This window comes from Sphingomonas sp. Leaf343, from assembly GCF_001423765.1.
GTDB lineage: Bacteria > Pseudomonadota > Alphaproteobacteria > Sphingomonadales > Sphingomonadaceae > Sphingomonas.
Map to the genome: position 1 here is coordinate 805,914 of NZ_LMPG01000001.1, position 24,250 is coordinate 830,163.

25 protein-coding genes, 1 tRNA gene, 1 pseudogene and 1 riboswitch are annotated in these 24,250 nt (G+C 68.6%); of the genes and pseudogenes, 12 read left to right on the forward strand and 15 right to left on the reverse strand.

Annotated elements, in window-relative coordinates:
* Positions 1-14: 14 nt before the first annotated feature.
* The 8 genes and pseudogenes from ASG07_RS03530 to ASG07_RS03560 all read right to left on the reverse strand — a co-directional run bounded on the left by ASG07_RS03530 (position 15) and on the right by ASG07_RS03560 (position 6,836).
* Positions 15-2,249: a CRISPR-associated endonuclease Cas3'' gene (locus tag ASG07_RS03530; protein WP_236694508.1), complete on the reverse strand. Its 2,235-nt coding sequence runs from the start codon at positions 2,247-2,249 to the stop codon at positions 15-17.
* A gap of 321 nt (positions 2,250-2,570) precedes the next feature.
* Positions 2,571-3,257: a Fic family protein gene (locus ASG07_RS03535; protein WP_082474450.1), complete on the reverse strand. Its 687-nt coding sequence runs from the start codon at positions 3,255-3,257 to the stop codon at positions 2,571-2,573.
* An 18-nt stretch (positions 3,258-3,275) separates the two neighbouring features.
* On the reverse strand, positions 3,276-3,869 hold the full coding sequence (locus ASG07_RS03540) for a hypothetical protein (RefSeq protein WP_443024587.1): 594 nt from the start codon (positions 3,867-3,869) through the stop codon (positions 3,276-3,278).
* Positions 3,803-4,471 (reverse strand): hypothetical protein, encoded by a 669-nt coding sequence (locus ASG07_RS03545; RefSeq protein ID WP_055842211.1) that lies wholly within the window; start codon positions 4,469-4,471, stop codon positions 3,803-3,805. Before ASG07_RS03545 ends, ASG07_RS03540 begins: the two co-directional genes overlap by 67 nt.
* A 21-nt stretch (positions 4,472-4,492) precedes the next feature.
* Positions 4,493-4,645 (reverse strand): annotated as a pseudogene (locus ASG07_RS18105) (DUF6538 domain-containing protein); the annotation flags it as partial.
* Between the two features lie 143 nt (positions 4,646-4,788).
* A tRNA-Gly gene (locus ASG07_RS03550) sits at positions 4,789-4,862 on the reverse strand.
* 34 nt (positions 4,863-4,896) lie between these two features.
* On the reverse strand, positions 4,897-5,730 hold the full coding sequence (gene fghA / locus ASG07_RS03555; protein WP_055842214.1) for an S-formylglutathione hydrolase: 834 nt from the start codon (positions 5,728-5,730) through the stop codon (positions 4,897-4,899).
* On the reverse strand, positions 5,730-6,836 hold the full coding sequence (locus tag ASG07_RS03560; RefSeq protein ID WP_055842217.1) for an S-(hydroxymethyl)glutathione dehydrogenase/class III alcohol dehydrogenase: 1,107 nt from the start codon (positions 6,834-6,836) through the stop codon (positions 5,730-5,732). Before ASG07_RS03560 ends, fghA begins: the two co-directional genes overlap by 1 nt.
* Positions 6,837-7,042: 206 nt before the next feature.
* Here ASG07_RS03560 and ASG07_RS03565 point away from each other — a divergent pair, with 206 nt between their 5' ends.
* Complete coding sequence (locus ASG07_RS03565; RefSeq protein WP_055842218.1) at positions 7,043-7,405, forward strand: DUF4440 domain-containing protein; 363 nt, start codon at positions 7,043-7,045, stop codon at positions 7,403-7,405.
* Between the two features lie 105 nt (positions 7,406-7,510).
* On the opposite strand, the gene ASG07_RS03570 is transcribed toward ASG07_RS03565, so the two are convergent.
* The 5 genes from ASG07_RS03570 to cobU all read right to left on the reverse strand — a co-directional run bounded on the left by ASG07_RS03570 (position 7,511) and on the right by cobU (position 11,071).
* Positions 7,511-8,470: an FAD:protein FMN transferase gene (locus ASG07_RS03570; protein WP_236694512.1), complete on the reverse strand. Its 960-nt coding sequence runs from the start codon at positions 8,468-8,470 to the stop codon at positions 7,511-7,513.
* A 13-nt stretch (positions 8,471-8,483) separates the two neighbouring features.
* Positions 8,484-9,323: a DUF4198 domain-containing protein gene (locus tag ASG07_RS03575; protein WP_055842221.1), complete on the reverse strand. Its 840-nt coding sequence runs from the start codon at positions 9,321-9,323 to the stop codon at positions 8,484-8,486.
* Positions 9,324-9,327: 4 nt separating this feature from the next.
* Positions 9,328-9,798: a DUF2271 domain-containing protein gene (locus tag ASG07_RS03580; RefSeq protein ID WP_055842225.1), complete on the reverse strand. Its 471-nt coding sequence runs from the start codon at positions 9,796-9,798 to the stop codon at positions 9,328-9,330.
* A gap of 11 nt (positions 9,799-9,809) precedes the next feature.
* Positions 9,810-10,478, reverse strand: coding sequence for a PepSY-associated TM helix domain-containing protein (locus ASG07_RS03585; RefSeq protein ID WP_443024580.1), 669 nt, complete (start codon positions 10,476-10,478; stop codon positions 9,810-9,812).
* A gap of 59 nt (positions 10,479-10,537) precedes the next feature.
* On the reverse strand, positions 10,538-11,071 hold the full coding sequence (gene cobU, locus ASG07_RS03590; RefSeq protein ID WP_055842228.1) for a bifunctional adenosylcobinamide kinase/adenosylcobinamide-phosphate guanylyltransferase: 534 nt from the start codon (positions 11,069-11,071) through the stop codon (positions 10,538-10,540).
* Positions 11,071-11,270: riboswitch (cobalamin riboswitch) on the forward strand. It overlaps the preceding gene by 1 nt.
* A 151-nt stretch (positions 11,271-11,421) precedes the next feature.
* Here cobU and ASG07_RS03595 point away from each other — a divergent pair.
* The 11 genes from ASG07_RS03595 to ASG07_RS03645 all read left to right on the forward strand — a co-directional run bounded on the left by ASG07_RS03595 (position 11,422) and on the right by ASG07_RS03645 (position 22,207).
* The gene (locus ASG07_RS03595) at positions 11,422-13,365 is read left to right on the forward strand and encodes a TonB-dependent receptor plug domain-containing protein (RefSeq protein ID WP_055842231.1); all 1,944 of its coding nucleotides are present in this window, start codon (positions 11,422-11,424) and stop codon (positions 13,363-13,365) included.
* A 2-nt stretch (positions 13,366-13,367) separates the two neighbouring features.
* Positions 13,368-14,339 (forward strand): aminotransferase class I/II-fold pyridoxal phosphate-dependent enzyme, encoded by a 972-nt coding sequence (locus ASG07_RS03600; RefSeq protein WP_236694523.1) that lies wholly within the window; start codon positions 13,368-13,370, stop codon positions 14,337-14,339.
* On the forward strand, positions 14,336-14,947 hold the full coding sequence (gene cobO, locus ASG07_RS03605) for a cob(I)yrinic acid a,c-diamide adenosyltransferase (protein WP_055842233.1): 612 nt from the start codon (positions 14,336-14,338) through the stop codon (positions 14,945-14,947). Before ASG07_RS03600 ends, cobO begins: the two co-directional genes overlap by 4 nt.
* 122 nt (positions 14,948-15,069) lie before the next feature.
* Entirely contained in the window at positions 15,070-15,804 is a 735-nt protein-coding gene (locus ASG07_RS03610; protein ID WP_236694525.1) for an ABC transporter substrate-binding protein, read from the forward strand.
* The gene (locus ASG07_RS03615; RefSeq protein WP_055842240.1) at positions 15,801-16,766 is read left to right on the forward strand and encodes a FecCD family ABC transporter permease; all 966 of its coding nucleotides are present in this window, start codon (positions 15,801-15,803) and stop codon (positions 16,764-16,766) included. Before ASG07_RS03610 ends, ASG07_RS03615 begins: the two co-directional genes overlap by 4 nt.
* Positions 16,763-17,536, forward strand: coding sequence for an ABC transporter ATP-binding protein (locus ASG07_RS03620; protein ID WP_055842243.1), 774 nt, complete (start codon positions 16,763-16,765; stop codon positions 17,534-17,536). The genes ASG07_RS03615 and ASG07_RS03620 overlap by 4 nt, the downstream gene beginning before the upstream one ends.
* The gene (cbiB, locus tag ASG07_RS03625) at positions 17,536-18,444 is read left to right on the forward strand and encodes an adenosylcobinamide-phosphate synthase CbiB (RefSeq protein ID WP_236694552.1); all 909 of its coding nucleotides are present in this window, start codon (positions 17,536-17,538) and stop codon (positions 18,442-18,444) included. The genes ASG07_RS03620 and cbiB overlap by 1 nt, the downstream gene beginning before the upstream one ends.
* A complete protein-coding gene (locus tag ASG07_RS03630; protein ID WP_055842246.1) occupies positions 18,432-19,880 on the forward strand; it encodes a cobyric acid synthase in 1,449 nt (482 codons plus the stop codon). The genes cbiB and ASG07_RS03630 overlap by 13 nt, the downstream gene beginning before the upstream one ends.
* Positions 19,877-20,881, forward strand: coding sequence for a nicotinate-nucleotide--dimethylbenzimidazole phosphoribosyltransferase (gene cobT, locus ASG07_RS03635; protein WP_055842250.1), 1,005 nt, complete (start codon positions 19,877-19,879; stop codon positions 20,879-20,881). Before ASG07_RS03630 ends, cobT begins: the two co-directional genes overlap by 4 nt.
* A gap of 1 nt (position 20,882) precedes the next feature.
* Positions 20,883-21,653, forward strand: a complete 771-nt coding sequence (locus ASG07_RS03640) for an adenosylcobinamide-GDP ribazoletransferase (RefSeq protein ID WP_055842253.1) — start codon at positions 20,883-20,885, stop codon at positions 21,651-21,653.
* Positions 21,650-22,207, forward strand: a complete 558-nt coding sequence (locus ASG07_RS03645) for a histidine phosphatase family protein (protein ID WP_055842256.1) — start codon at positions 21,650-21,652, stop codon at positions 22,205-22,207. The genes ASG07_RS03640 and ASG07_RS03645 overlap by 4 nt, the downstream gene beginning before the upstream one ends.
* On the opposite strand, the gene ASG07_RS03650 is transcribed toward ASG07_RS03645, so the two are convergent.
* Both ASG07_RS03650 and ASG07_RS03655 read right to left on the reverse strand, forming a co-directional pair.
* Complete coding sequence (locus ASG07_RS03650; RefSeq protein WP_055842258.1) at positions 22,162-23,574, reverse strand: amino acid permease; 1,413 nt, start codon at positions 23,572-23,574, stop codon at positions 22,162-22,164. The genes ASG07_RS03645 and ASG07_RS03650 overlap by 46 nt on opposite strands.
* A gap of 22 nt (positions 23,575-23,596) precedes the next feature.
* Entirely contained in the window at positions 23,597-24,247 is a 651-nt protein-coding gene (locus tag ASG07_RS03655) for a GntR family transcriptional regulator (RefSeq protein ID WP_055842260.1), read from the reverse strand.
* Positions 24,248-24,250 lie beyond the last annotated feature (3 nt).

Here is a 24,250-nt window from a genome sequence, read left to right on the forward strand (position 1 = left end):
ACGTCCGGATCGGATCAGAATATGCCGGCGTCCGCGCTCATCCCGAACGGGTCGGTCGAGAGGCCGGTCGCCTCCGAATAGAGGCCGATGTCCTGCACCAGCATGAACCGGTCGCCGTATCTGTCCGCCGCGACGGGCTGGATCGCGCCCGCCTTCAGCATCGCGAGATAGGCGGCCTCGGGGATCGACACGGTATAGTGCTGCAACTGGCGCAGGACGTCGCGGGGCGGGACGGGGGCGTGGCGCAGCGTCTCGACCAGCCGCCCGACCGCGTCCGGCTCGTCGCCGCCGCGCCACGGCACGATGACCGGGCGACCCGCGTCGTCGATCATCCGGAACGCCTTTGCGATGCTGGCATAGGGCGGGGCAGGGGGCGGGCCCGTGGGGCCGAAGCTCTCCGCCAGCGTAGGCAGGATCGGGTAGGGATGGCCGTCGAGCGTCGCCGCGTCGAGCCGTTCGACACCCTTCACCCAGTGGAGCTGGTTGAAATATTCGCGGATCGCGGCGAGGCCGAGCGGATCGTGGGGATGATGCCGCAGCGTGTCGTTCATCGCCGCGACCTGCTGGCGGAACATCTTGGGCAGGCTGTGGTCGGCGGCCTCGAACACCACCACCGGCGCGGTGGCCGGCTTGCCCTCGCGATTGGCGCGGCCGGCGGATTGCGCGATGCTGTCCAGCCCGGTTTCCGCGCGCCAGACCTCCGGAAAGTCGACGTCGACGCCTGCCTCGATCAGGCTGGTGGAGACGAGGCGGACGGGCTTTCCGGCGATCAGGTCGGCGCGGATGCCGGCCAGCACCCGGCGGCGATGCGCCGCGCACATCAGCGTCGTCAGGTGGCGTGCGCCGGGCAGGTCGCGGATCAGCGCATGGAGCGCCTGCGCGTGCTTGCGGCTGTTGACGATGCACAGCATCCGCTCCGCCCGGCCGAACTGCGCGGCGAGATCGGCGTCGCCGACCGGGCCGGCGTGGCGGACGGAGACGCGTTTCAGGAGCTGGTACAGCGCCTCCGGATCGGGGGCGAGCTCGCGATCGGGCGGGATGTCGAGCCCGCCATGCTCTTTCCGGAAGCCCGACTGCTGCGTCAGCGCCGGCTGCGTCGCGGTGCACAGCACCACGCTGGCGCCGTATCCGGCAGCCAGCTCCGCGATCGCGGCCATGCAGGGGCGGAGCAGCGGGACGGGCAGGGTCTGCGCCTCGTCCAGCACGATCACGCTGCGCGCCAGATTGTGCAGCTTGCGGCAGCGCGAGGTGCGGTTGGCGTGCAGGCTCTCGAAGAACTGGACCGCGGTCGTCACCACCACCGGCACGTCCCAATTCTCGGTTGCGCGACGCAGTTTGGCCTGGGCGTCGCGCGCACCGTCGTCATCCGACTCCTTCTCGCGCGCGTCCCAGTCGACGGTGCCGGTATGTTCGAGAACGTCGGGCGCGTCGCCCTGTTCGTCGGCCAGCGCGGTGCGGAACACCTGCGCGGTCTGCTCGATGATCGCCGAATAGGGCGCGACGACGATCACCCGGTCCAGACCGTGCGCGACGGCATGATCGAGCGCGAAGGCGAGACCGGCGAGCGTCTTGCCGCCGCCGGTCGGCACCGTCATCGTGAACAGCCCCGGCGCCATCGCCGCCATGGCGCGGGCATGCGCCAGTATCTCCGCGCGTTTGGCGGTGAGCGGTCCGGACCGTCCCGCGAACGCCGAAGCGAAATGGCGGTCGAGCCGATCGCGCAGCACCGCCAGCGGCGCATGGTCGCCGCGCCCGACCGGGCGGCCGTCCGCCGCGGCGTAGAAAGCCTCGGTCGCAAGGAAGTCGGCATCCACCAGACAGGAAAAGATCATCCGACCCAGAAACGCCATGCGATAGCCTGCGCTCACGCCCGACGGGCGACCCAGCCGCGGTACGATCGAGACGGGAAGCGGCAACCCCAGCGACCGCCACGCGTCATACTTCGGCACGTCGCGGGCAAGCCGGTCGCCCATACCGGAGCCATCGGCAAGTCCCGCGTGATGCCCGGCGATCGCCAGCGACACCAGCCGCGCCATCGCCCGGTCGATCCCGTCGGCGAACAATGCGTCGGCGACGATCGCGCCGGCGGTGCTGTGATCGGGGCTCAAGGCATCGCCGCGGATGTACTGACCGAACGCGATCGAAGCCTTCCCGATATCGTGCAGATATCCCGCCAGCCGCGCCGCCGCCTCCGCCCCGAACCGCGCCGCGAACCGCCCCGCGAGATTACCGACCGCGAGGGAGTGCACGCCAAGCTCCTCCCAATCCACCTCCGGTCGTCCCGGCAGGGAATGGGCATGAAGGATAGCGGGCTCATCCGTTTCAGGCGGTTCTTCGCTCATCGCAACATCCCCTCGACCAGGCACGGCCGATCGGCCCGCACGCCGGTAGCGTAGCGGGTGCGCGATTCATCTGTCGAGCAGAGGAACGATCCGGATCGGAGGCATCCGTCAGCACGCCGCAATCACGGGTAAGTATCTGAAATATATGAAGCGGGTGAAGGGGGTCGATAGTAAACCGGCATGACTGAAGGCGAGGAATTGATCGCCGTTTTTAACCGCTTGCCATCATCAGGTCGACGGAAGCCATATCGCTCGGTTCTGCTTCAAGGCACCTTCGGCCATCGCGGCCTGCACCACCGCTTCCATTGCGCCCAACTCGCCGTCCGTCAGTTCCGGGAATTGCTTCCGTTTCGTCAGCGACAGACGGCCACCATTCTGGAGCATCAGGCGAATCAGCAGCGCGGCGCGGCTATCGGGCATGTCGACGATCGCCCTGACGCCTCCCATCGCCTGATCGAACACGGTGAGAAACCCGAGTTGTTCGTGCAGGTCGGTCCGCACGGTGTCGACTACCCGATCATAGAGATATTCCACGAACAGCGTCGCATCGAAATAGCGGTAGAGCGACGCGGTGTCGTTACGCACCGTGATTTCGCGTTCGCTGGTCCACGCCCAGTCGATCGCGGCGAACAGCGGCTGCGAGAAGCGTTCCAGCACCGCATCGTAGCTGCGCTGGTCGCGGACGATGGCGGCGGAAACCGGAAAGATCAGATCGTCGGGGCTGAACCCGGTCCGGCTCAGCACATGATGGACGAGGACGCGGTGGATACGCCCGTTGCCGTCCTCGAACGGGTGGATGAACACGAAGGCGAAGGCGAAGGCGAAGGCAGACACGGCCGGCGACGATGTCGATACCCGCGTCGGGACCGGGCGGGGGACCCATGCGTCTGGTAGCGAACGGCGCACGGATCGCACCGGTCGACATCCTGCAAGCTATGATCCCGCAGGTTTGCGAAGATATCGCATCAGCGCTGTCGGCTGGTTTGTCATTATCATTCGCGCGCCTGCTCGAATCTGGGCGCCCCACACCGCATCGGGATCTTTCAGGGCAAGCGCATCGTCTTCCCCGGCATTGTCTTGCGGAAACATCGTCGCCGTCCACAGCCTGACGGGGTGGTGCGCCTGATCGGCGGCGACGTCGCGAATCCAGTCGCCATCAGACCATTTGACATGGGCCCAGCCTGCGGGATTTGAGGGGCACCGTGCAACGGCGGGCGCCAGCGGGCCGTCCTTGCCGAACATGATCGGGATGGTGACGACGCGGTCGCGAAACGGCGCGATCGCCCTGGCGAGCATTTGATCGACGCATTCGTAGAAGAAGATTGCCTCATCGGCCGCGCCGGCCTTCTCGATATGCGCGAAGGTTTCGCGCTGACTGCCGTCCTTCACGTCATAGACGATCATGAGCCGGCCCTTCGCCGCCGCGATATACGCGTCGAGAGTAGGTACCCGCTCGGTCGTCACCGCTGCGCCCGCACCACCGTTGCGCGCGCGCAGGCGCAGCCGGGACAGCTCCGCCCAGGACAGGTCGGCGACACGGCCATGCCCATCGGTCGTGCGATCGACGGTTTCGTCATGAGAAACGGTGTCGTGTTCTCCGACACGTCACCGCGCGAGGGCGCGCTCGTCGCCGTGCGGATGCGGGTGACCAGCGTGTCGTCCAGCAGCGCTGACACGGGATCACCGCCGGCGACCACCTCCGGGTGGTCACTCAGCGCCATGCGTGCCTGCGCCTCGGCCCGCCCCAACAACAGCTGCACGCCGGCGTCACTGACAACCCTGTCGCTAAACGGCGCACCCAGTTCCCTCAGCACGTTGTGCGCGATCTTGCCGGTTACCCGGTGGGGAGCGCATGACTTCAGCATCAGTACGACGGCCCGTCGATCCTGTTCGGAGAAGTCCGGCGTATGCTCGTCGAGCAGCGCGACGGGGAGGTCGTCGGCGTCCGGGGCCAGACGCGCGGCGATACGATACGTCGCCGCGAAGATGCGGCTGGTGCGATGGTCCACACTGGACTGTGCGTCGTATCGCGCGGCAGCCGCTACGCCGAGTTCGTCGTTAAGGCCGTGTCGGAATACCGCCACCGCCTCGCTTGCGGTCATGTAGCCGCGCCCCATCTGCTGGATCATCACGCTCGTCGTCTCCCATCGGACCGACAAACATGCGGCGAGGCGACGTGCCTCGGCAGGGTCAGCGGTTCCCAATGCTATCGTTATAGGACGGCTAACCAGATTCCGCAGGTAGACCCTGCGGCGGTAGTGATAGCGGGCACCGCGCCTGCACAAATACTGAATCGAACCCACATGTCATCTCGCACCGAACGCCGGCTTGGAGCCCCAAATGCGGGTGGACGGGAAACGGTGCACCGCTTGGTGCTACAGTTTGGTGTCCCACAAGGCTCAGCCGGACGCCGTAATGGCGGTTTTTTGCGGGTTCAGCGCGGATGTGGAGCGGGTGAAGGGAATCGAACCCTCGTCGTAAGCTTGGGAAGCTTCTGCTCTACCATTGAGCTACACCCGCGATGATGTCGAAATCCTCGCTGGCGCGGCGGATGTCAAGTCCGCAGACGCGCCGCCGCCCAGCCGATATGGTCCGCCATGAAGGTGGAGATGAAATTATAGCTATGGTCGTAGCCGGGCTGCATCCGGAGGGTCAGCGGGATGCCCGCCGCATCGCACGCCGCGCGCAGCAGGTCCGGGCGGAGTTGCTCCGCCAGAAAGCCGTCCGCTTCGCCCTGATCGACCAGCACATCCGGCAACCGCGCGCCGTTCTCGATCAGCGCCACCGCATCGTGCTCGCGCCACGCCGCCCGGTCGTCGCCCAGATAGCCGCCGAACGCCTTCTCGCCCCACGGCACCTGCGACGGCGCGACGATCGGCGCGAAGGCGCTGACGCTGCGGAAGCGATCCGGATTGCGCAGAGCGATGGTCAGCGCGCCGTGGCCGCCCATCGAATGGCCGGTGATCCCCTGCGCGGCCATGTCCACGGGAAACCCGGCGGCGATCAGCGCCGGCAGCTCGTCCTCGATATAGGACCGCATCCGAAAATGCGGCGACCAAGGGGCCTGTGTGGCGTCGACGTAGAAGCCCGCGCCTTGCCCCATATCCCATGCCGGATCGTCGGCGACGCCATCGCCGCGCGGCGACGTATCGGGGGCGACGAAGACGATGCGGTGTTCGGCGCAGGCGGCGCGGTACTCGCCCTTGTCGGTGACGTTCGCGTGCGTGCAGGTCAGGCCGGACAGATACCAGAGCACGGGCAACGTCTCGCCCGCGTCATGTTCCGGCACGAAGACGGAGAAGGTCATGTCGGTGCCCGTTGCGGTCGACGCGTGCCGGTACGCGCCCTGGGTGCCGCCATGCGCCTTCGCGGTCGACAGCGTCTGCATCAGTAGATCACCACGCTGCGGATGCTCTCCCCGGCGTGCATCAGGTCGAAACCCTTGTTGATCTCGTCCAGCGTCAGGCGGTGCGTGATCATCGGGTCGATCTGGATCATGCCGTCCATGTACCAGTCGACGATCCTGGGCGTGTCCGTCCGTCCGCGTGCGCCGCCGAACGCGGTGCCGCGCCAGTTGCGGCCGGTGACGAGCTGGAACGGACGCGTGCTGATCTCCTTGCCCGCCTCCGCCACGCCGATGATGATGCTGGTGCCCCAGCCGCGGTGGCAGCATTCCAGCGCCTGCCGCATCACGTCGGTGTTGCCGGTGGCGTCGAAGCTGTAATCCGCACCACCATCGGTCAGCGCGACGATATGCTGGACGATATCGCCGACATCGCGCGGGTTGGCGAAGTGCGTCATGCCGAAGCGGCGGCCCCAATCCTCGCGGTCGGGGTTGATGTCGACGCCGACGATCATCTTCGCGCCGGCCAGCTTCGCGCCCTGAATGACGTTCAGCCCGATGCCGCCGAGCCCGAACACAACCACGGTATCGCCGACCTGAACCTTGGCGGTGTTGACCACCGCGCCGACGCCCGTCGTTACGCCGCACCCGACGTAACAGCTGGTGTCGAACGGCGCGTCCTTGCGGATGTTGGCCACCGCGATTTCCGGCAGCACGGTGAAGTTCGAGAAGGTCGAGCAGCCCATATAATGAAATATCGGCTGCCCCTTGTAGCTGAACCGCGTCGTGCCGTCGGGCATCAGCCCCTTGCCCTGCGTCGCGCGGATCGCGGTGCACAGGTTGGTCTTCTGGCTGAGGCACGACTTACACTGGCGACATTCGGGCGTGTAGAGCGGGATGACGTGATCGCCGACCGCGACGCTGGTCACGCCTGCGCCGATCTCGCGGACGATCCCCGCGCCTTCGTGGCCCAGCACGCTGGGGAACAGCCCCTCGCTGTCGAGGCCGTCGAGCGTGTAGGCGTCGGTGTGGCAGATGCCGGTCGCCATGATCTCGACCAGCACTTCGCCCGCCTTCGGCCCTTCCAGATCGAGTTCGACGATCTCCAGTGGCTGCTTGGCTTCGAACGCGACGGCGGCGCGGGTCTTCATGGTCGATATCCTCGGGAGATGGTCGAGGCGGAATAGGCCGGTCGGCGGGCGGGGGCCAGATGTTTGGCGATGCGTCACCCGTTTCGTCTCCGGTCTTGTCGGAGAAACCCAGGTATCCCGCAGGCCGATAACCCACGCGAACACGGACCCAATCCGGCGACCTGTCGTTCCCGACCCGATGCCAGCAACGGCACGGGAGATGGACGATGGACGACGATCGCGTGTGGAGTTTCGAGGAAAGCCTGTGGACCGCCGATGCGGAGCATTACCGGGAGTCGATCGACGACGAATGCCTGATGGTCCTGCCGACCCCGCCCTTCGTCATGAGTGGCGCGCAGGCGATCGAGGCGGTCGCCTCAACCCCGCGCTGGTCGTCGGTGGAACTGACCGAACGTCAGGTCGCACGACCGCAGGAGGGATTGATCGTGGTCGCCTATCGCGCCCGTGCCGAAAAGGATGGCGAGAGTTACGAAGCGCATTGTACCTCCACCTATCGCTGGCTGGCGCATGAGGTGTGGAGGGTGGTGCAGCACCAGCAGACGCCGCCGCTGACGTCGACGGTCGGCTGACCGGAGCCTGCTGACGCTTCACGTCGTCGTCATGCCGGGATCGTTCCGGCATGACGACGTGTGACAGGGTAGTTTCGAAAGGCACCCCGGCGGGGCGATCTTGAATTAATCTTCGAGCATAGCCGCCAGCGCGGGCGTCACCAGTTCCCGGTCATCGGCCAGAATTCTGGCCGCGATGCCAAGCGCCTCCGCCGCCGCTACGGCCGGGCGCCCGCCTACCGTCAACGCCGTCGCCCACGCATCGGCGATCATCGCGGAGGGGTGGAGGACGCTTACGGATCGCACGCCTCCGGCCGCAGGTCGACCGGTGCGGGGATCGAGGTTGTGGTCCCCGCGTCGGTAATTGCCCGAGGTCGCCACCGCCAGCCCGTGCAGCGCGACGCGTAGTGGCCGCACCTCTACGCCGGGGGGTAGTTCCAGGTCGACCCACCATGGCTCGCCGTCCGGGCGCACGCCACGCCCTGTGAGCTCGCCGCCGATCTCGACCAGGGCGTGGCGGATGTCACTCTGCATCAGCAGGTCGGCGACCGCGTCGACTGCAAACCCCTTGGCGATCCCCGAAAGGTCGAGCGACAGTCCGCCCGGCTGGCGCAGGCGGCGTGCAGCGGGGTCGTAGCGCAACTGCCGCCATCCCGATGCGCGGATCGCAAGGTCGATCGCCACCGGATCGGGCGGGACGATTGCAGCCACCGGGCCGAAACCCCAGAGATCGATCAGCCGCCCGACCGCCGGATCGAACGCTCCGTCGGTCGTGGCTGCGATATCCAGCCCGCGTGCGACGACGTGCGCGAAGTCGGGCGGAAGGGATACCCATGCACCCGCCGCCGCCCGGTTGAAGCGCGACAGATGCGAGTCCGGCTCCCAATGGCTCATCTCCGCGACGATGTCTTCGAGGCGCGCGAGGATGGCTGCGCGCACCGTGACCGGGTCGCACCGCGGCGGCGCGACGAAGCGGACGCTCCACGTCGTGCCCATCGTTTCGCCGTCGAGATCGACGATCGGGGCGGTCGGATCCAGCCCGACGAACGCCGCCGGGTCGATCGCCGTCGGCACGGCGATCAGCATGACCCTCGACGCATCAGGGCGTCAGCACTTCCAGCGTCGTGACATAGCTCATCCGTCGCTGCGTCGCGCGCGGCGTCGTGGTCCTGTCGTCGGTCGCCGTCGCGTTCAGCCAGTACATGCCGGCGCTCGGCCACGTCACGCTCAGCACGCCGTCCGCACCCGTCGTCAGTTCCATCGCGCCCTCGGCATCACGATAGCGCTTGCCGCCGGGGATGACGGTGACCTTCAGGTTCGCGGCGGGCTTGCCGTCGATCAGGAAGCGGAACTTCGCCGCCTCGCCCGAGACCAGTTCGTCCGGATGCGTGATCGGGGCCAGCTCCAGCCCCGTGTTGGTGGGCGCGAAGACGGTCGTGGTCGGCTCACCCGCGGTCACGAAGATCTCGTTGCGGGTCGAGCTTTCGGTCAGCTTCACGTCGGTGGCATCGGCGGGAATGTCGGCGACGGTCAGCGGCGCGGGCATGCCGGGGCGCGGCGGACCGCCACGTCCACCGACGCGCTTCTCCTCGCCATTCACCTTGAAGCTGCCCATGACGCCTGACATCGCCGTGCCGATCTTCCACGTGCCGGGCTTGTTCAACTGCACGTCGAAGGTGGAGCGATAGCGGCCGGTCGATCCGTTCTGAAGCTGGCCGGCGCTGCCATCGGGCTGCCAGACCTTCATCTGTTCCAGCCGCAGCGGCTGATGGTCGAAGAAGAACAGGTCGTTCGACACCGCGGCATCGACGGTGACCCAGTTCTCCGTGCCCGATACGACGGTCGCGGAGGGGAGCATCCACATGCGGTGCGCAGAGGCGGCGGCGGGGTTCGCCAGCGCGGCGGCGGCGATCATCAGGTGCGATAGCTTCATGTGCATATCCTCAGCGGGTGACGGCGACGGCGCCGAGTTCGGACTTGCCCGTGGCACGGCCACCGGCGGCGGTGATGGGCACGGAGACGAGTTCGCGGCCGCCGGTCTCGCGGGCGGCCTCCACGTTCAGGACGTACTGGCCGGGCTTGATGTCGGCGGGCAGGGGGATGGTGTACTGGCCGGGTGCGCGGGTCGCGCCGCTGACGCCGTCTGCCGGCAATTTGAGCGACCGGCCGCCCTTGCGCCACCACGCGCGCAGGTCCGACAGCCATTTGGTGCCCGGCTCGTTCCCGGTCTTCTTCACGTCGTACCAGACGGCCAGCGTCCGCGCCGCGCCGCCGCCGACCGGCTCCAGCCAGATCGCGACATAGGGGCGGTGATATTCGGCGACGTTGAGGCGCGGCACGGTGACCGTGACGGTGCCCGCGACCGCCGGGGCGGACACCGCGCCGGCGAGCAGGACAAGGGAGGACGGACGCATATTCAGGCCCTTCAATGGATGAACAGGATGGCGATGACGACCGGCAGCGCCAGCCCCGCCGCGACGATCGGCCAGGTCGAGGGCCGGCGATGGGCGTGAAGCTGGAGCAGCAGCAGTCCGGTCAGCGTGAACAGGATGCACGCCGCCGCGAACACGTCGATGAACCAGAACCATGCGGTGCCGGAATTGCGGCCCTTGTGCAGGTCGTTGAGGTAGGACACCCAGCCGCGGTCCGTGACCTCTGCGGTGATCCTGCCGCTGCCGCGATCGATGCTGACCCACGCGTCGCCGCCGGGGCGGGGCAGGGCGACGTAGACGTCGGCGTCGGACCATTCGCCGGTCTTCCCCGTCGGGTCGACGTCGACGGAGCGTTCGACGGCAGCGGCGACGGCGGGCGGCAGGACCGTGTCCGCGGTCGGGCTGGCGAGCTGGCGCAACAGGGGCGGCGACAGCGTGCCGGATTTCTCCGTAACGACGGGCGTCGCGCCGATCGAGCCTGCATGGTTGAGCGTGATGCCGGTGATCGAGAACAACAGCATCGCGACCAGCGACACCGCCGCGCTGACCCAGTGCCACGTGTGCAGTTGCTTCAGCCACCACGTCTTCCACTTGCGACGCGGCTTCGCCGTCGGTGCGGAACCGCCGGGCGCGGCGGCGTGGATGGGCGTGACCTGATTCACCCCTGCGACCTACCGGTTCATCGCGATTTGCTCAATAGCTATTGCGAGTGATTATCAAATTATTTGAGGCGGAGCTCCAGACCGGCCATCATCAGCACTACGTCGTCCGACGCCGCCGCAACCCGCTGGTTCATGCGCCCGGCGATGTCGCGGAAGCGGCGGGCGAGCGCGTTGTCGGGGACGATGCCCAGCCCGACCTCGTTGCTGACGATCACGACCGGGCAGGGCGCTGCGGCCAGGGTCGTCAGCAACCGGTCGGTCGCGGCGTCGGCATCCTCGTCCGCCAGCAGCAGGTTGCTGGCCCAGAGCGTCAGGCAATCGACCAGCAGCACCGCGCCCGCCGCCGCCTCTCGTCCGATCGCCTCCGGCAGATCGAGGGGACATTCGACGGTGCGCCACCCCTCCGCGCGATCGGCCCGGTGGCGCGCTATGCGATCGCGCATCTCGTCGTCGAACGCCTGCGCGGTCGCCAGATAGAGGCGGGTGGGCGACGCAGCCTCCGCGATCGTCTGCGCCCGCGCGCTCTTGCCGGACCGCGCGCCGCCCAGCACCAGCGTCACGCGTCCCACTTGCCCGATCCCGTCGCTGCTCATAAGGGGCCTATGCGACAGGTTCCCGGAGATGGGAATAATAGGGAATGCGGAAACGGGGAAACGTCCCCGTCATCCGCAGCTGTCCCCGCAACTGTGACCGGACAGCGGTCGCTCCATTATGCCACTGGCCTTGGCCGGGAAGGCGGAGCGAATGCGACGACCCGGGAGCCAGGAGACCTGCCTGTCGCGGTCGGTCCTTTGCGCGGACGGGGTGTTCAGCGCGATCGGGGAGTTTTCCTCGCGAGACGGCATGGATCGGGGTGGCGCGCGTGGACTTGTCCGCGAGCGACATCGTGGCTGTCGGACGTCCGTCGGCGCGCGCGACCCCTTGGTGTTGACAGGGGAATAACGTGACCAGGACCTATCTATCGCTCATCGCCGCGCTCGCCGTGGCGGCGCCCGCCGCTGCGCAGGACATTCGCGACAACACGGACGCGGCGGTGACGCAGTCGGCCGCAGACGGTACGATCGTCGTCACCGCCAATCGCACCGCGACGCCGATCGGCCGCGTCGGCCAGTCGATCACCGTGCTCGACGCCGACATCATCCGCGAACGGCAGGCGCAGTCGGTGTCGGACCTGCTGCGCACCGTGCCGGGCGTGACCATCGCGCGCAACGGCGGCGTCGGCACCAGCACGTCGGTGTTCATCCGCGGCGCCGAGAGCGACCAGACCGTCGCGCTGATCGACGGCGTGAAGCTGAACGACCCGTCGTCGCCCGGTGGCGGCTATAATTTCGGCAATCTGCTGGTCGGCAACATCGCGCGGATCGAGGTGCTGCGCGGACCGTCGTCGGTGATCTGGGGCAGCCAGGCGATCGGTGGCGTCGTCAACCTCATCACCGCGCCACCGACGGACGACCTGACGGTCAATGCGCGCGGCGAATATGGCTATCGCGACACCGCGCAGGGGGTGGTCAACATCGCCGGCAAGGCAGGGCCGCTGTCGGCGAGCGCGGGCGGCGGCTATTTCCGCACCGACGGCATCTCGACCTTCAACGAGGATCGCGGCGGCACGGAGAAGGACGGGTACCGCAACTATGGTGCGAACCTGAACCTGAACCTCGCCATCACCGACGCGATTTCGGTGGATGCGCGCGGTTATTATTCGAACGGCCGGGTCGGCATCGACGGCTTCCCCGCCCCGACCTTCGCGTTCGGCGACACGCGCGAATACGGGAAGACGCGCGAGCTGATCGGCTATGGCGGGCTGAACGTGGCGCTGTTCGACGGCGCTCTGCGGAACCGGTTCGGCTATGCGCGGACCGATACGCGGCGCCGCAACTACGATCCCGACGGCACCCCGATCGAGACGTTCGCGGGCGATGGTGACAATTACCGCGTCGAGTATCAGGGCGTTGCGGACGTGATGGATGCGGTGCAGGCGACGTTCGGCGCGGAGCGGGAAGTGTCGCGCTTCACGTCCAGCAGCTTCGGCGGGCCGGCGACGGCCGGCCGGGCGCGCATCTTCAGCGTCTATGGTCAGGTGTCGGTGACGCCGGTCGTGGGCCTGACGCTGACCGGCGGCGCGCGGCAGGACGATCACAATGTGTTCGGCGGCAAGACCAGTCTGGCGGGGAGTGGTGTCTATTCGCCGAACGGCGGCGCGACGACGATCCGCGCCAGCTATAGCGAGGGTTTCAAGGCCCCGACCTTGTACCAGCTGCAGAGCGAATACGGCAACGCCGGCCTGACCCCGGAGCGGGCAAAGGGCTGGGACGCAGGCGTGACGCAGCGCGCGCTGGACGGCGCGATCGAGGCGACCGCGACGTATTTCCACCGCAACTCGCGCGACCTCATCAACTTCGTATCGTGCACCGCGCCGCTGACGGGGATCTGCGTCGGTCGACCGTTCGGGACGTACGACAATGTCGCGCGCGCGACGGCCGAAGGTGTCGAGATCGGGATCACGCTGCGCCCGGTAGAGCCGCTCCGGTTTCAGGCGAACTACGGCTGGATCGATGCGGAGAATCGTTCCGCCGGCACCGCGAACTTCGGCCGCAAGCTGGTGCGCCGGCCGAGCCAGAGCGTGAACGCCTCGATCGATTACCGGTGGCCGTTCGGGCTGGAGACGGGCGCGACCGTGACCAGCGTCGGGTCGAGCTTCGACAACGCGAACAATACGCGCAAGGTGCAGGGTTACGTGCTTGCGGACATCCGCGCCGCGATCCCCATCACGCAGCAGGTGCAGGTCTATGGCCGGATCGAGAACCTGTTCGACGAGCAGTATGAGACGATCTTCCGCTACGGCACCTATGGCCGCGCCGCCTATGTCGGCGTCCGCCTGAGCTATTGACGGTGGACGCCGCCCGCGTCCCGATCGCGACGTTCGCCGAACATGGCGGACGGATCGATCGTGCGCGGGCGGCGATACCGGCGGTGCGCGACTGGATCGACCTGTCGACCGGGCTTGCACCGTGGTCGTACCCCGCACAGGTCGACGCGGCGATGCTGGAGCGGCTGCCCGATCCGGCGGCGCTGGCGGTGCTGGGGGCGAGCGCGGCGGCGGCGTTCGGCAGCGATCCGGCGCGGACGGTGGCGGTGCCGGGCAGCGATCTGGCGTTGCGGCTGCTGGGGACGCTGTTGCCGGGACCGGCGGCGGTGCTGGGGCGGGGCTATTCCGGACATGCGGCGATGTGGGCGTCGCCGCCGGAGCGGGTCGATGCGCCGGAGGATTGCGCCGCCGATACGCTCGTGCTGGCACGGCCGAACAATCCGGACGGTGCGATGGTGCCGGTCGAACGGCTGCGTCGCGATGGCATGCTGATCGTCGACGAGGCATTCGTCGAGGCGACGCCGGACGAGAGTTTGGCGGGTGCCGACTGGCCGACGCTGATCGTGCTGCGATCCTTCGGCAAATTCTATGGGCTGGCCGGGTTGCGGCTGGGCTTCGTGATCGCGCCCGAACCGGTCTGCGTGCGGTTGCGTCATCGGCTCGGCGACTGGCCGATCGGTAGTGCGGCGGTCGCGATCGGGACGGCGGCGTATCGCGATGTGGATTGGCAGGCGGCGCAGCGGGATCGGCTTCGCGTCGCCGCGGATCGCCTCGATGCGCTGTTGACCGGGGCAGGTCTGACGATCGCGGGCGGCACGCCATTTTTTCGGCTGGTGGAGACGCCGGCGCGCGATGCCCTGTTCGCGCATTTGCTGACGGCGGGCATCCTGACGCGGCCCTTCACCGACCGGCCGCACCATCTGCGGCTCGGCTTGCCGCGTGACGGGGACTGGCCGAAACTGACCGGGGCGCTGGCCCGATGGAGCGGATCATGACCGAAGAAACCGAGGATTATTCCCGCCACAATGCCCGCATGGCGCGGGTGCAGGCGGCGCGTGCGAAGATCCAGGCGCGGCACACGCTGGAGCGCGGCCTGCTGATCGTCCACACCGGCAACGGCAAGGGCAAGTCGTCCAGCGCGTTCGGCATGGCGATCCGCAGTCTCGGCTGGGGCATGAAGGTCGGGATCGTCCAGTACGTGAAGGGATCGTGGGAGACGGGGGAGAAGACCTTCTTTCAGGCGAACCCCGACCTGCTGACGTTCGAGGTGATGGGCGAGGGCTTCACCTGGGACACGCAGGACCGTGCCCGCGACATCGCCGCCGCGCGCGCCGCGTGGGAACGGTCGAAGGCGCTGATCCTCGACCCGGACTATGATTTCGTGATCCTCGACGAACTGAACATCGTGCTGCGGATGGACACGCTGCCGATCGCGGAGATCGTGGAGTTCCTGAAGGAGCGCCCGCTGACCAAGCATATCTGCATCACAGGACGGAGCGCCAAGCCGGAACTGCTGGAGATCGCCGACCTCGTGACGGAGTTCCAGGAGGTGAAGCATCCTTTCAAGGCCGGGTTCAAGGCGCAAAAGGGCGTGGAATACTGATGGGGATTTCCAGCTTCCCGAAGCCCCTCCTCCCCGGCGGAGGAGTGGGGCCTGCGTGGAGATTGGCGGCGGTGCTCCCCCTCCTCGCGATCGGTGCGACGCCGGCGCGGCCCCCGAGGATCGTGTCGATCAATCCCTGCATCGACGCCGTGCTCATGCGCGTCGCCGACCCGTCGCAGATCGCGGCGATCAGCCATTATTCGCAGGACGTCCGCGCGACATCGATCCCGGTCGCGCTCGCCAACCGGTTCAAGGCGACGTCCGGCACCGCCGAGGAGGTCGTCGCGCTCAGGCCCGATCTGGTGCTGAGCGGCGCGCACGTCGCGCCCTCGACGATCGCCGCGCTGAAGCGGATGAACATCGCGCTGGTCCAGTATCCCGTGCCCGAAACCGTCGCCGAGAGCGTGAGTCAGGTGCGCGACATCGCCGCGAAGACCAGGCATGCCGCGCGCGGCGAAGCGCTGGCGGCGCGGATCGCGGCGGCCGCGACACCCGTGCGCGGCGCGGCGGTGCCGGCGTTGATCTGGCAGGGCGGCGGCCTGGTTCCGGGCACCGGAACGCTGGCCGACGACCTGCTGACGCGTGCAGCATTCCGCAACATGAGCGCGGTGTACGGCCTGAAGCAGTGGGACGTGCTGCCGCTGGAATATCTGATCGCGAAGCCGCCGCGCGTGCTGTTTTCCGTCGGAGCCGCGGAGGTCGGGGGCGACCGGATGACCAGCCACCGGGCGGTCCGCGATCTGACCAAGCATATCGTCGTCGCGCCCTATCCGACGCGGCTGCTGAGCTGCGGCGGGCCGACGATCATCGATGCGATGCGCGTGCTGAAATCGACGCGCGCGGGGATCAGGGCATGAACCGGCTCGGCATCATGCTGCTGGTGATCGGCTGTCTCGCTGCCGCGGCCTTGTCGGTCGCGGCGGGGAAGGTCTGGTTGCCGCTCGACGCATGGACCGCCGCGGACCCGCGATCGATCATCATCGTCGAACTGCGGCTGCCGCGCACCGTGTTGGCGCTGACGATCGGGGCGGCGCTGGGGCTGTCGGGCGCGGTGATGCAGGGGTATCTGCGCAATCCATTGGCCGATCCGGGGCTGCTGGGCGTGTCGCCGGGCGCGGCGTTCGGCGCGGTGGTGTCGCTGTATTTCGGTTACGCGGCGCAGGCGTGGCTGCTGCCGATGTTCGCGCTCGCGGGCGCGGCGACGGCGATGGCGCTGCTGGCGCTGATCGCCGGACGATCGGCCAGTCTGGTGCTGTTCACGCTGGCCGGCCTCGTCATCACCAACATCGCCGGATCGCTGACGGCGCTGGCGATCAGCCTCGCGCCGACGCCGTTCGTCGCGTCGGAGATCATCACCTGGCTGAACGGCGCGCTGACCGATCGCAGTTGGGACGATGTGAAGCTGGCGTTGCCGCTCGTGCTGGCCGGTGCGGCGATGCTGGCGACGACGGCGCGGTCGCTCGACGCGCTGACGCTGGGCGAGGGGGCGGCGCGCAGCATGGGCGTCGATCCGCGGCGGTTGCAGGCGGCGGTGATCGCCGGCACCGCGCTGACGGTCGGGGCGTCGGTCGCGGCGGCGGGGGTAATCGGGTTCGTCGGGTTGATGGTCCCGCATCTGGTGCGGCCGTTCGCGGGCAACCGGCCGGGCGCGATCCTGTTGCCGTCCGCTCTGGGCGGGGCGTTGCTGCTGACGCTGGCCGATGCGCTGGTCCGGATCGCGCCGACGGTCAGCGAGCTGCGGCTCGGCATCGTGATGTCGATGCTGGGCGGCCCGTTTTTCCTCACGCTGCTGCTGCGGATGCGGAAGGGGCTGGCATGAGCCTCTCGGTCGAAGCGCTGTCGGTCGCGATCGGCGAGAAGCGGCTGCTGGACGACGTGTCGGTCGCGTTCGCAAGCGGTCGCGTGACCGCGATCCTGGGGCCGAACGGCGCGGGCAAGTCGACGCTGATGAGTTGCCTTTCCGGATTGATGCAGCCGAGCGGCGGCCGCGTGCTGTTGAACGAGCGGTCGCGCGACGAGTATGAGCGGCGCGATCTCGCGCGGCGGGTCGGGTATCTGCCGCAGGACGCGGATGTCCACTGGAACGTCGACGTCGCGACGCTGGTGGGGCTGGGCCGCTTTCCGCATCGTGGTCGCTGGGGCGAGACGCCGGCGGACCGGGCGGCGGTGGCGAGGGCGATGGCCGCGACCGACGTGGCCGGCTTTGCCACGCGCGGCGTGTCGACGCTGTCGGGGGGCGAGCGAGCGCGTGTGCTGCTGGCGCGGGTGCTGGCGGGGGAGCCGGAATGGCTGCTGGCGGACGAGCCGCTGGCGAACCTCGATCCGGCGCACCAGCTTGACGGGCTCGACGCCTTGCGGCGCGTGGCGACGGCGGGTGCGGGAGTGATCGTCGTGCTGCACGACCTGAACCACGCAGCCCGGGTGGCGGACGATGTGCTGCTGCTGCGCGACGGCCGCGTCGTGGCGTTCGGACCGCCCGATCGGGTGCTGACGCAGACGCTGGTCGCGGCGACGTACGGCGTCGACACGCATGTCGGCGTCACCCCCGGCGGGCGACGGTTCCTGATCCCCACCGGGCGGCTGGCGTGATCGCGTTGCGGCCGGAACCGTTGCTGGCCGCGCTGATGATCGAGGTGGCGGTGGGCTATCCGGCGTGGCTGTTCGCGCGGATCGGACATCCGGTGACGTGGTGCGGCGCGTTGATTGCGGTGCTGGAGGCGCGGTGGAATCATGGGCGTGGGCGACAGGTCAAGGGTGTCGCGTTGCTGGTCGTGCTGGTCGGGGTGGCGGCGGGCATCGCGTATGCGATCGAGATGGTTGCACCTTGGTGGCTGGTGGTCCTGCTCGCCGCGACCGGTCTGGCGCAGCGGAGCCTGCACGATCATCTCGCGAGAGTGGAGCGACCGTTGACCGGGCACGATCTGCCCGCCGCGCGGGCGGCCGTGGCGATGATCGTCGGACGCGATGTCCATCCGCTCGATGAGGCCGGGGTTGCGACGGCCGCGATCGAAAGCCTTGCGGAGAGCTTTTGCGATGGCGTCGTCGCGCCGGCGTTCTGGTTCCTGATCGCCGGGTTGCCGGGGCTGGCGGCGTGCAAGGCGATCAACACGGCGGACTCGATGATCGGGCACAGGGACGATCGGTATCGCGCATTCGGCTGGGCAGCCGCGCGGGCGGACGATATCGTGAACTTCGTACCGGCGCGGATCGCAGGGATGGCGATCTGCATCGTCGGGCGGGGCGGTGTTCGGACGATGCTGCGCGACGCGGGCAAGCACGCGTCGCCGAACGGCGGCTGGCCGGAGGCGGCGATGGCGGGGGTGCTGCGGCGGCGACTGGGCGGGCCGGTGAGCTATGACGGGGAGCCGGCGCACCGGGCGGTGCTCGGCAGCGGGCCGCGGCCGGATGCGGGCGACCTGACGCGGGCGCTGCGTTTGTATCGTGCCGCGTGTCTCGCTTTCTGGGTGTCGGTGGGGATCGTCGCATGGGCGCGGTGATGTTGCAGGGGACCGGGTCCGACGTGGGCAAGTCGGTGCTGGTCGCCGGCCTGTGTCGGCTGTTCGCCAATCGCGGGCTGCGCGTGCGTCCGTTCAAGCCGCAGAACATGTCGAACAACGCCGCCGTCACCTTCGATGGCGGTGAGATCGGACGGGCGCAGGCGTTGCAGGCGATCGCGTGCCGCACCTCGCCGACGGTCGACATGAACCCCGTCCTCATCAAGCCATCGTCGGACACCGGCGCACAGGTCGTGGTGCATGGCCGCGTGCTGGGCAATCTGCGCGCGGGCGAATACCAGCAGCGCAAGGCGACGCTGCTGGATGCGGTACTGCAATCCTGGGCGCGGCTGCGTGCCGACGCCGATCTGGTGATCGTCGAGGGGGCGGGGAGTCCGGCGGAGATCAACCTGCGTCGCGGCGACATCGCCAATATGGGATTTGCGCGCGCGGCCGACGTGCCCGTCGTGCTGGTCGGCGACATCGATCGCGGCGGCGTGATCGCGTCGATCGTCGGCACGCGCGCCGTGCTGGACGACGCCGACGCGGCGATGATCCGCGGGTTCCTCATCAACAAGTTTCGCGGTGATCCCGCACTGTTCGCGGATGGCTACGCCGAGATCGCGCGGCGGAGCGGATGGCGCGGGCTGGGCGTGGTGCCGTGGCTGGCGGCGGCGCGGCGGCTGCCGGCGGAGGACGCGGTGGTGCTGGATCGCGCCGCGCGCACCGGGGGCGAGATGGTCGTCGCGGTGCCGATGCTGTCCCGGATCGCCAATTTCGACGATTTCGATCCGCTGCTGCACGAACCCGGCGTGCGGCTATTGATGGTGCCGCCGGGCGAAACGCTGCCGGTCGAGGCGGACCTGATCGTCATACCGGGCACGAAGGCGACGATCGCCGATCTCGCCTTCCTGCGGGCGCAGGGCTGGGACATCGATATCGCCAGTCATGTCCGGCGGGGTGGACGCGTGCTGGGCATCTGCGGCGGTTACCAGATGCTGGGCGAGACGATCGCCGATCCGGACGGTGTCGAGGGGCCGGCGGAGACGGTGCGCGGGCTTGGCCACCTGCCGGTCACGACGACCCTGACGGGGGACAAGAGGCTGACGGAGGTCGGTGGAACGTCGATCGCCGACGGCGTTCCGTTCCGCGGATATGAAATCCATGTCGGGCGAAGCGTCAGGGCCTCCGGCACCGCGTCGCTGCTGCGGTTCGCGGACGGCAGTATGGACGGCGCGGTATCGGCGGATGGCCGTGTCGCGGGCTGTTACGTCCATGGATTGTTCGACCGGCCGGAGCAGCGGGCCGCGTGGTTCGGTACTTCGGATGGCATCGATCAGGCGCACCGCGTCGATGCCGCGCTCGACGAGCTTGCCGGGGAACTGGCGAGCCACGTCGATATAGACGCTCTTCTGACTATTGCCGGAGTGGCCGCATGATCGATGCCGAAACCGTTCGCGCGCGTCTGGATGCGCTGGCGAAACCACCCGGAAGCATGGGGCGGCTGGAGGATCTGGCGGTGCGACTGGCGCTGACGCAGCAGCGCTGCGACCCGGTCACGCATCCGCGCCGCGTCGTGCTGTTCGCGGGGGACCACGGCGTGGTGGCGAGCGGCGTATCGGCATGGCCCTCCGCCGTGACGGGAATGATGGTCGCGACGATCGCCGCCGGTCGCGCGACGAGCAGCGCGCTGGCGAAGGCGCAGGATTGCGACCTGCGGCTGGTCGATGTCGGGGTGATCGATCCGCCGACGATAACCGCGGGTTTCGCGCGCGACGCCAGCGTGGCGCAGGGGACGGCCGATCTGTCGGGCGGACCGGCCATGACCGTTGCGCAGTTCGATGCCGCCTGGGCGATCGGCGGCGACGAGGCGGAACGCGCGCTGGCGGAAGGATGCCGGGTGTTGATCGCGGGGGAGATGGGCATCGGCAACACGACCCCTGCCGCTGCCCTGACGATGCTGCTCGCCGACGCGTCGATCGATCAGGCGGTCGGGCGCGGTGCGGGGGCCGATGACGCGACGATGGCCAACAAGATGCGGATCGTCGGTGGTGCGGTCGCTCGCGCCCGGTCATCATCGAGCGAGGACTTCCGGGCGGCGATGGCAGCGGTGGCGGGGTTCGAGATCGTGGCGATGGCGGGGTTCTTCGCGGCCGGCGCGTGCGGCGGTGCGACGCTGCTGCTCGACGGCTATGTCGCGACGGCGGGCGCACTGATCGCCGAACGGCTGGCGCCCGGCACCGCCGCCGCGATGATCGCCGCGCATCGATCCGCCGAGCCGGGGCATGCCGTGGCACTGGCGCATCTCGGGCTGGAGCCGCTGCTGGAATGGGACATGCGGCTGGGGGAGGGTAGCGGCGCGCTGGTCGCGCTGCCGCTGCTCGACAGCGCGGCGGCGTTGCTGTCCGGCGTGGCGACATTGGCCGAGATCGGGGCCTGACATGCGGTGGTGGGCACCGCCGCTGCTCGCGCTCCAGTTCCTGACGCGCGTGCCGGTGCCCATCACCGCGAGATTGTCGGCAGGCGAGGCGCGGGAGGGGCTGATCCGGGCGGTCGGCTGGTTCCCGCTGGTCGGAACGCTGGTCGGTTGCGTCACCGCGGCGATCGTGGTCGCGGCGGGATCGGTGTGGCCGGCGATCGTGGTCGTGCCGATCGCCCTCGTCGTGGAGGCACGGCTGACCGGTGCGTTCCACGAGGATGCGGTCGCCGATTTCTGCGATGCGTTCGGGGGCGGATACGGCGCCGACGACGTATCGAGGATCATGAAGGACAGCCGCATCGGGAGTTACGGCGCGCTGGGGCTGATGCTGGCCGTGGGACTTCGTGCCGTGCTGACCGTGGATCTGGTCCGTGTCGGCCAATGGCAGGCGGTGGCGGCGATCGTTGCGGCGGCGTGCTTCGGACGGCTGACGGCAGTGGGGCTGATGACTGTCATACGGCCGGTGGGAAGCGGCCTGGGCAAGGATGTGGCGGGGCGGGTCGGGCGATCGACCATGCTGTTGGCGCTGGCGACCGCCGCGCCGGGGCTTGTCGGCTTCCTGCTGCTGGAGCCCATGCGGCTGCTTGCGGCATGGGCTGCGGCGTTGCTGTTTCTCGGCTGCTTCCGGGCGCTGCTGCTGCGGCGGATCGGGGGAAGCACCGGCGACTGTCTGGGGTTCGCGGCCTATGCCGGGCAACTGATCCTGCTGCTCGCGGCGACGGCCTTGCGATGATCCTGCTCGTTCGCCACACGGCGGTGGCGTTGCGCTGGCGAGGGCGGTGTTACGGGCGATCCGACGCAGGATTGAGCCGGACCGGTGCGGCGGAGGCGCGGCGGCTGGCAAAGGAACTGGCGGCGTGGAAGCCGGATCGTATCGTCCATTCCGGGCTGATCCGGACCCGCCTTCTCGCCACGCGGATCGCGCTGGCGACCGGAGCGCCGGCGACGGCCGACGCCGCCTGGGCGGAACGCGATTTCGGGACATGGGAGGGGCGGCGGTGGACGGCGATCTATCGCGACACCGGCGACGCGATGGACGGCATGATCGATGCACCGGACAGCTTTCGGCCGGGCGGCGGCGAAACGACGACGGAGCTCGCCGACCGGGTGACGACCGCGCTGGTCGCATTGCCCCCCGGCCGCACGATCGTCGTGACGCATGGCGGGCCGATCGCGGCGTTGCGGGGGACCGCTGCCGGGCTACCCCCGCGGGAGTGGCTGGCTCTGGTCCCCCAAACCGGTCAGGCGGTGGCGTTCGACGTCAGCACGCTGTGCCGGCGGCCATAGGCGAAATAGGCGACCAGCCCGATCGCGTTCCAGATCAGGAAGCGGACGATCGTCGATCCCGGCAGGCTGAACAGCAGATAGATGCAGCCCAGGATCGCCAGCGTGCCCACGACATAGGGCGCGGGGCAGCGGAACAGCCGGGCCATGTCCGGTGCCCGCTTGCGCAGGACCATCAGGCACGCGCCGACCGCGATAAATGCCAGCAGCGTGCCGGCATTGGCGAGTTCCGCGATCTCGTCCAGCCGGAAGAAACCGGCGACCGCGGCGATCACGACGCCCGTCAGCAGCGTGATGAGCGTCGGCGCGCCGGTGCGCGGCGACACTTTCGCCAGACCACGCGGCAGCAGACCGTCGCGGGCCATCGTAAAGAAGATGCGGCTCTGCCCGTACATCATCACCAGAATGACGGAGGGGAGGGCGATGACGGCCGCCAGCGCGATCAGGTGGCCGGCGGCCGGCGATCCCAGCGAGCGCAGCACCAGCGCCAGCGGTTCGGGCGAGTTCGCGAGTTGGGTGAAGGGCAGGGCGCCGACCGCCGCCACCGCGACGGCCATGTAGATGACGGTGCAGACCAGCATCGATCCGACGATGCCGATCGTCAGGTCGCGGCCGGGATTCTTCGCTTCCTCCGCCGATGTCGCCACCGCGTCGAATCCGTAGAAGGCGAAGAACACGATTGCCGCCGCGGCCATCACGCCGCGCTTCTCGCCACCGATCTCGGTCGATCCGAAGCCATAGGGCATGAAGGGGTGGAGATTGTCGGCGTTGAACGCCGGCAGGGCGAAGGTGATGAAGACCGCGAGCGCGACGAGCTTTACGATCACCAGCACGATGTTGAGCGTGGCGCTTTCCCGCGTGCCCGCGATCAACATGCCCATCACGGCCAGCGCGACCAGCACGGCGGGCAGGTTGATGATCCCGCCCGCATGGGGCCCGACGAGCAGGGCCTGTGGCAGGACGATCCCAGCCGACTGGATCCAGCCGACGAGATAGCCCGACCAGCCGACCGCGACCGTCGAACAGGCCAGCGAATATTCGAGGATCAGACTCCAGCCCACGACCCACGCCGCGGTTTCACCGAGGGCGGTGTAGCTGAAGGTATAGGCGCTGCCCGCGGCCGGGATCATCGTCGCGAGTTCGGCATAGGCGAGCGCGGCGCAGGCGCAGACCGCACCGGCGATCGCGAAGGCGAGGATCACCGCGGGGCCGGCCCGCTCCGCACCGACTCCCGTCAGCGTGTAGATGCCGGTGCCGACGATCGCGCCGACCCCCAGCGCGATCAGGTGAGGCCAGCTCAGCGTCTTGGCCAGCGCTTCCCCCTTGTCGTGGTGCGTCACCGCATCGAGCGATTTGACCGGTCCCAGCATCGTCGTCCCCCCTGTGCGCCGCTCAGGTGGCGGCGCTGAATTGTTGCCTTAGATCGTCCAGCGTCGCCTGAATATGGCCGGTCAACAGCGTTTCGAAGCTCGCGGCGTCGCGTGCGAGCCACGCATCCAGCAGTGCCTGATGCTCCTGATGCGCGCGCGACTCGCGACCCGCCGGTTGCAGGTGGGCGACGACATAGCGTTCGGCGAGGATCGACAGGCGCTCGATCAACTGGGTCGTCAGCAGCTTGCCGGCGGGGCGGACCAGCGCGGTGTGGAAATTGCGGTTGCTGACCGCGACGGCGGCCAGATCGGTGCCGGCGGCGTGATCCAGCGTCCTGAACGCCTCGACCGCGGCGGCACGTTCGTCTTCGTTGGCGATCATCGCGGCATCGGCGGCGGCGCGGGGTTCGACCAGCAGGCGTAGCGCGTAGATCTCGTCCGCCTGCTGCGCCGTCATCGGCTGCACGAAATAGCCGCGATTGGCCTGACTGACGATCAGCCCTTCCTGTTCCAGCCGGGCCAGCGCTTCGCGCAGGGGAATCTTGCTGACCCCCAGTTCGACCGCGAGCGCGTCCTGACGGATCGGCGTGTTGCCGGGCAGCCGGCCGATGACGATCCGTTCGCGCACGACTTCAAACACGCGTTCGGACAGGGTGCGGACGACGATGCTCATGCG

Excerpts from the sequence above, each read along its gene's own strand:
- ASG07_RS03545 (WP_055842211.1), bottom strand. The coding sequence starts at position 4,471 with ATGATCCAGCAGATGGGGCGCGGCTACATGACCGCAAGCGAGGCGGTG.
- fghA (WP_055842214.1), bottom strand. The coding sequence starts at position 5,730 with ATGCAGACGCTGTCGACCGCGAAGGCGCATGGCGGCACCCAGGGCGCG.
- ASG07_RS03560 (WP_055842217.1), bottom strand. The coding sequence starts at position 6,836 with ATGAAGACCCGCGCCGCCGTCGCGTTCGAAGCCAAGCAGCCACTGGAG.
- ASG07_RS03565 (WP_055842218.1), top strand. The coding sequence starts at position 7,043 with ATGGACGACGATCGCGTGTGGAGTTTCGAGGAAAGCCTGTGGACCGCC.
- ASG07_RS03570 (WP_236694512.1), bottom strand. The coding sequence starts at position 8,470 with ATGCTGATCGCCGTGCCGACGGCGATCGACCCGGCGGCGTTCGTCGGG.
- ASG07_RS03575 (WP_055842221.1), bottom strand. The coding sequence starts at position 9,323 with ATGCACATGAAGCTATCGCACCTGATGATCGCCGCCGCCGCGCTGGCG.
- ASG07_RS03580 (WP_055842225.1), bottom strand. The coding sequence starts at position 9,798 with ATGCGTCCGTCCTCCCTTGTCCTGCTCGCCGGCGCGGTGTCCGCCCCG.
- cobU (WP_055842228.1), bottom strand. The coding sequence starts at position 11,071 with ATGAGCAGCGACGGGATCGGGCAAGTGGGACGCGTGACGCTGGTGCTG.
- cobO (WP_055842233.1), top strand. The coding sequence starts at position 14,336 with ATGACCGAAGAAACCGAGGATTATTCCCGCCACAATGCCCGCATGGCG.
- ASG07_RS03615 (WP_055842240.1), top strand. The coding sequence starts at position 15,801 with ATGAACCGGCTCGGCATCATGCTGCTGGTGATCGGCTGTCTCGCTGCC.
- ASG07_RS03620 (WP_055842243.1), top strand. The coding sequence starts at position 16,763 with ATGAGCCTCTCGGTCGAAGCGCTGTCGGTCGCGATCGGCGAGAAGCGG.
- ASG07_RS03630 (WP_055842246.1), top strand. The coding sequence starts at position 18,432 with ATGGGCGCGGTGATGTTGCAGGGGACCGGGTCCGACGTGGGCAAGTCG.
- cobT (WP_055842250.1), top strand. The coding sequence starts at position 19,877 with ATGATCGATGCCGAAACCGTTCGCGCGCGTCTGGATGCGCTGGCGAAA.
- ASG07_RS03640 (WP_055842253.1), top strand. The coding sequence starts at position 20,883 with ATGCGGTGGTGGGCACCGCCGCTGCTCGCGCTCCAGTTCCTGACGCGC.
- ASG07_RS03645 (WP_055842256.1), top strand. The coding sequence starts at position 21,650 with ATGATCCTGCTCGTTCGCCACACGGCGGTGGCGTTGCGCTGGCGAGGG.
- ASG07_RS03650 (WP_055842258.1), bottom strand. The coding sequence starts at position 23,574 with ATGCTGGGACCGGTCAAATCGCTCGATGCGGTGACGCACCACGACAAG.
- ASG07_RS03655 (WP_055842260.1), bottom strand. The coding sequence starts at position 24,247 with ATGAGCATCGTCGTCCGCACCCTGTCCGAACGCGTGTTTGAAGTCGTG.